Source organism: Anaerofustis sp. (assembly GCF_019420015.1).
In the GTDB taxonomy this organism is placed as follows: Bacteria; Bacillota; Clostridia; order Eubacteriales; family Anaerofustaceae; genus Anaerofustis.
This window is the reverse complement of sequence record NZ_JAHZIA010000036.1, coordinates 1-5,524: the sequence shown is the minus strand read 5'-3', so window position 1 is coordinate 5,524 and position 5,524 is coordinate 1. Positions and strand designations below refer to the sequence as shown.

The following is a 5,524-nucleotide window of genomic DNA, read 5'->3' as shown; positions in this document are numbered from 1 at the left end:
TTTTGCTTTTTCTATTCTATCTTTAGCAATATTAAAATAGTTTTCATCTAATTCCATACCAATGAAATTTCTATTAGTATTTACACAAGCCACACCTGTTGTACCAGAACCCATGAAAGGGTCTAAGATTAACTGATTTTCTTTTGAACTATTTCTAATAATTTTTTCTGTAATATCAAGAGGTTTTATTGTTGGATGTCCGTAAAGTTTTTTTATCTTTATGATTTATTGGTGCGATATAATATGTTTTAGCATCATCATAAGAATTTGGAAAACATTTCCCTTTGCCGTTCCTAAAATATAATAAATATTCAGTATCACTTAAATACTTATTTGAATATGTAGGTAATGCATTTGTTTTATGCCAACAAATAATATCAAATTTGCATTTATGTTTTCCGACATAAAATGCAAAATAATCATATATCTGCATTTTATTACACCACAAATAAATATTTATTTCTTTCATAACTCTAATAAATTCTTCACCAAAAGCTTTAATATCATATCCTTTTGTAATATTTGCCCTAACTAAATCCTGCAACGATTTATTTAATTTCTTTACATTATTTATTGTACCACCACCATTTGTAGCACTAATATTATACGGTGGGTCAGTAGCTATTAAATCTATACTATTATCAGGAATTTTCTTCATCAATTCCAAACAATCACCTTGCAAAAGTTTTGTTACCATTCAACATTCTTCCCCTTTTAAGACTTAATTATTTTTATTATTTTCTATTTGCCTTTCTACTAATATCTTTTCATTTTTATTAAGCCACTTTTGCCAAGAACCACAGTCACCACAATAAAGTCCAGTATGACTTCCATTGCTTTTTATGAACAAATCTATACTTCCGCATTTATTACACGCAAAAATCTTCATTCTTTTAATCCTTTCAAATATTCTTTATGTTCTTTATCATCAAATTTAATTTTATATTTTATTAAAAACTGATATATTTTATTTAAAGCATCAGCAGGACTGTCTTTTTCGCTAAGCAAATTCCATTTATCCCATATATAATAAACATTTCTTATACCATAGAATTTACTACATATATCTCTTACTTCTTCAATAGGTATATCTTTATCAAGTGCAACTATAATATCTACATTTAATCCTATCAATATCCTAATTTGTTCATCTGATATTGTGTGTCCTGAAAGTGCAACACAAGTAGAATCGTTTAAACTATCTCGCTTAATAACACTTTTTTCAGACTCAAAAATTACTACATATCCAGCTTTCTGAATTGATTCATAATTTTCATATAACCCAAATAAATTTAAACTTTTAGGATATGAAGGAGTTATAAGAAACTTTTTTATACCTAATTCCGAATAACATGGTATAACTGTTCTCATATTAGTTCCTAATAATTTGCCAGTCATCCAATGCCTCAAAGGAACTATAATTCTTTTCCGTTTATAAGAATAAGACAATCCAAACTTATCAGCACTCCAAGGCATCACACCTTCTTTGAACCAATTAATATGAAGTAATGGAACAAAATCATCTAATAAATCTTCATCTAAATAATTGATTTCATTAACATCGAAACCTTTTCCTCTTACACTATCTTTAATTCTCTTAAAAAGTTCGCAAGGGTTTTTAACTTTTATTTCGCTTTTTTTAGAATATCCATTATATTCTAATTCTAATATTTTATGTAAAAACTTTAATGCTTCTAAAAAAGAATAATTCTTGTTATACTCTATTAAAGTTATAATATCTGAAGCTTTGTCAAAATTTTTACTGCGTGTCCAATTAACAACTTTAATATAATCATCATTGAATACATTTATAGCTGTTGGATTATCACCATTATAATAAGAACAAGTGTAATAATTTTTTAAGGGGTGATATTTAATATTATGACAACCAATTTCTTGTAAAACAAATTCAATCTTATTATTTTCAACTATATATTTTTTTAAAGATATGGTATCTATTTCTATCACCCCTACTGCTTATGTAAATATCGAATTATATTTTTCTAAGTTACAACTATGTATAAATAATTTTTCTGTAATCATAAAATAATTTTGCTTATCCTTAGCTAAAGTTCTTCTCAAAGGTTTTTCCCAAACACTAATAAAATCATTAGGTGCGTTTTGTTCTGATATAAACATTAAATGTTTTACACTTACTTTTCGTGCATATTCCCAAAATTCATCAGTATTAAAGTCCTCGTTACAATATTTAGTTGTGTTATTATATGGTGGGTCTGCATAAATTACACAATGCTCAGATAACGCTACATTTTTGTAATCCTTATTTAAAAATATAGCATCTTTCAAACCAACCATATCCTTCATTACCGACCTTTTGCTTTCAGATGCGTAATTTCTCTTTCCTTCTTTGTCTTTTGCATAACCACCGAACCATTTTCCACCAAAACTACAACCAAAACCAACAAACCCAGTAAGCACCTTATCTAAATCTTTATTTTTTTAATATACATATATTGTTCTTTAGAAATTTCATCAGGAAGTTCATATCCATTCTGTAAACCTTTAAACATTTCTATAAGATATGTATGTTTATCATTACATATAATCTTATCAAAGTTATCGACCTTGCTTTCAATAGCACAACTTCCACAAAATAAACTAATAAAGTCCAACGATTTATTGTTATTATATTTTTCTTTTTCTCCTACTTTTGTAAGAATATCAGCTATTGATTTAGCAATTCTACTTTTACCACCTTGATAGTGCAACCTTCACCCTCCCATACTATTAAAAATCAGGTAAAACTTGAGTTATACCAATTTCATTAATAATGTTTCTTGATAAATCATGTTCCAAGACAATCTGATAAGTGTTCGCTGCACCCTCTCTATTCTTCACTAAAAACAATATTTGATAACGCTTATTCTTATCAAGTGTTACTTCTATTTTAGTTCGTTTATTTTTACCGTCTAAACGATATACTTTTAATTCTTTACTTTCGCCTGCATATTCATCATCGTACACATCTCGAATCATAATACAAGTAGAAACTGGGTCTACAATATTTTTCGCCATACCTATATTATCTTGTGTGTAATATCTTTGATGAACACTACCTTTATTAAGCTGAAATGTAATCAATATATGAACATTCAAACTTTCAGATTTAACTGTATCAAAAATATCTACCATAGATTGTTGCATTGCAAGCCAACTATTTTCATTTACTCTACCACTATCCATTTTAAAAGTGTCAAGCAAGAAATATTTAACTCCCATATTTGCAAACTTTTTAATTACTTTAATAGCTTTTTGAGTTTGATAGCTATTAAAAGGAATAATTGTTACTGTATGATTTTTAGTATTTTCTTTTAACCATTCAGCAGATTTTAACAAAGTGTTTCTAACTTCTTCTGTATAATTACCATTACGAACTACATATTTCTGAATATCGAAACTAAAAATATTATTACATATCCATACTAATAGTTCTCTTTGCCATTTTTCATAAGAATCTTCATTAACCATAATGACTATTTTTTCATTGTTTTTTATAATCTCTGGAATGGTAACTGTACGACAGAAAGTTGATTTACCTACATTTGAAAGTCCACCAACCAAAGTAATATTACCTAATACTTGTCCGCCTGTTTCTTGCGTTAGAGTGGGTATATTATAATAAGGCATACCTATGAACATACCTTTATCCATTTTTTCGATAAGTTCATCAATCTTATAACAAATGTCATAAGACTTAATCTCAGAATCTACATTAACAAATACATCATTTAGTAAAGCTTCAAATTCTGAGTATATTTCTTCTACCGTACAATCTACATAATGACTAAGATTATCTTTAACAGGAAATCCTTTTTTACATAGTTCAATTACCACATTCCATTTTCTTAATTCGTCAACATATCCATTAAAATTTGAGGTTTGAACATATCCACAAGCACTTTCTATCGTGCCATAACCGCCATATTCGTCAAATTTCTCTTTTAATTTATTATGTTTTTCAAGATATAATCCAACCGTTATATCGTCAAGAACATCTTTGAACTCTCGTACAACAATATCATATGCAATTTGATAATATACACGCCATATGTTATGTGAAAATTCATTTATTTTTAAATTTACATTTCTGAGGGCATTAATCTGTGCCGATGTTCCCTTGTAATAACTCTTTGTGACACACTTTAATTCAATCATAACACCCCTCCGTTCTTTTTTCAGATACTTTTAAGCATTTTAATAACTTGTCTTCGGTTTATCTTAACAAGTGATATAAATGAAGAAATAATCAATCCCGTTAAACATAAGCACACACCGGCGAAATACCCTTCCCATGATATTAGTGTGGTTTGGGCTAATTCACTGTTTCTCATTGTTAATATAACCGGTATTGCAATAAATGAAGGTATTGCTGTAATCAGTAGATTTTTCAGGATAAAAACTGACATGATCTGATAAAGCTTTGCTCCGCACAGATATTGTATTCCCGTTTGTCTTTTTAAGTATTCAAGCGATATAACGGTATAAGAAAACAATCCGGATATTGATAGTGCCATAAAAATTATTGCAAGCATAGCATAAGGCAATATATTATCACGTTCAAGATTGTTTCTTTCGTTATAGTAATAATTAAAAGGCTGAAAAACATTGTTAGAGATATAATTTGAATATATGTTCTCAAAATCATTTAAACCGATAGTATTTATTGCGTAAAACTCCATATAATCGGCATCTTTTTTTATCTGATCCTTAGGATCAAAAGCAATAATACAGGTCTTGTCATAATCGAAACCGTAATTGGGAGAAAATACGACGTCATTTTTTATAACACCGCATATATAGAAATTACCTATTCCTATACCGTCAGTTGTCTTTAATTTATAGCATTTGCCCACATCATATATCTTTGCCAACTCAGAAGTAATAAGACAAGGAATAGCAGTCCCATAATCTTTATTAATATTTATTCCCTCACCCTTTGATATCAGCATTTTGATATTTTCAAAAGCTGATTTTGAATAAATCATTATATCTGTATCAATATCCACACCTTCTGTATAACCAAAGGTCATAACGTCTAATCCCATTTCATTTTCAATGAATCTGTTGATTTCCAAGCTATTTTCACTGCGAACATAATAAAAGCTTTGCATGTTATTTTTATTAAACATCTGCCTTCGTATATTATAAAGCTGCAAAGAACCAAAGCACAACGAGAAACAGCTAATCATAACAACAAACTCTATACACATTATTATTGACAAGGGCTTATTATTCAAAAGCTGTTCAACAGCGGCGCTAAAATATTTTCTCATAATTTACCTCCTTATCTCAAGCTTAGCTGGCATAAGCCTTGCAAGCTTAACAGAACCGGGAAGCGTAAATATAACTGACAAAAGACCAACTAAAACAAGTGATATTAGCTCAAGCGAAAAGCTGATCGGATTTGTAATTTTAAACTTTACAAAAATATCATCACATAATGTAAAAACAACGGCAGCCGCTGAAAATGAAATTAGAATATACAAAAACAAGCAGAAAAGAA

9 protein-coding genes are annotated in these 5,524 nt (G+C 28.7%); all 9 read right to left on the bottom strand.

Annotated features, from left to right (window positions below):
• The coding region (locus tag QZ357_RS06210) for a DNA methyltransferase (RefSeq protein WP_290773277.1) at positions 1 to 159 on the bottom strand (159 nt) is incomplete at its 3' end.
• A 16-nt stretch (positions 160 to 175) separates the two neighbouring features.
• On the bottom strand, positions 176 to 697 hold the full coding sequence (locus tag QZ357_RS06205) for a hypothetical protein (RefSeq protein WP_290773274.1): 522 nt from the start codon (positions 695 to 697) through the stop codon (positions 176 to 178).
• Positions 698 to 721: 24 nt separating this feature from the next.
• Positions 722 to 889 carry a hypothetical protein gene (locus QZ357_RS06200; RefSeq protein WP_290773271.1) on the bottom strand — a complete coding sequence of 56 codons (168 nt, stop codon included), beginning with the start codon at positions 887 to 889 and terminating at the stop codon, positions 722 to 724.
• A complete protein-coding gene (locus QZ357_RS06195; RefSeq protein WP_290773268.1) occupies positions 886 to 1,968 on the bottom strand; it encodes a hypothetical protein in 1,083 nt (360 codons plus the stop codon). The genes QZ357_RS06200 and QZ357_RS06195 overlap by 4 nt, the downstream gene beginning before the upstream one ends.
• A gap of 9 nt (positions 1,969 to 1,977) precedes the next feature.
• Positions 1,978 to 2,439, bottom strand: coding sequence for a hypothetical protein (locus QZ357_RS06190; RefSeq protein ID WP_290773265.1), 462 nt, complete (start codon positions 2,437 to 2,439; stop codon positions 1,978 to 1,980).
• Between the two features lie 5 nt (positions 2,440 to 2,444).
• Positions 2,445 to 2,729 carry a DNA adenine methylase gene (locus tag QZ357_RS06185; RefSeq protein WP_290773262.1) on the bottom strand — a complete coding sequence of 95 codons (285 nt, stop codon included), beginning with the start codon at positions 2,727 to 2,729 and terminating at the stop codon, positions 2,445 to 2,447.
• A 19-nt stretch (positions 2,730 to 2,748) separates the two neighbouring features.
• Positions 2,749 to 4,176, bottom strand: a complete 1,428-nt coding sequence (locus QZ357_RS06180) for a DnaB-like helicase C-terminal domain-containing protein (RefSeq protein ID WP_290773259.1) — start codon at positions 4,174 to 4,176, stop codon at positions 2,749 to 2,751.
• Positions 4,177 to 4,196: 20 nt separating this feature from the next.
• On the bottom strand, positions 4,197 to 5,294 hold the full coding sequence (locus QZ357_RS06175; protein ID WP_290773256.1) for a hypothetical protein: 1,098 nt from the start codon (positions 5,292 to 5,294) through the stop codon (positions 4,197 to 4,199).
• A 3-nt stretch (positions 5,295 to 5,297) separates the two neighbouring features.
• Positions 5,298 to 5,524 (bottom strand): hypothetical protein (locus QZ357_RS06170; protein ID WP_290773253.1); only part of this gene is annotated, 227 nt, incomplete at its 5' end.

What these genes read in the sequence shown, in the direction of transcription:
- QZ357_RS06205 (WP_290773274.1), bottom strand. Translation starts at nt 697, where the DNA reads ATGGTAACAAAACTTTTGCAAGGTGATTGTTTGGAATTGATGAAGAAA.
- QZ357_RS06200 (WP_290773271.1), bottom strand. Translation starts at nt 889, where the DNA reads ATGAAGATTTTTGCGTGTAATAAATGCGGAAGTATAGATTTGTTCATA.
- QZ357_RS06180 (WP_290773259.1), bottom strand. Translation starts at nt 4,176, where the DNA reads ATGATTGAATTAAAGTGTGTCACAAAGAGTTATTACAAGGGAACATCG.
- QZ357_RS06175 (WP_290773256.1), bottom strand. Translation starts at nt 5,294, where the DNA reads ATGAGAAAATATTTTAGCGCCGCTGTTGAACAGCTTTTGAATAATAAG.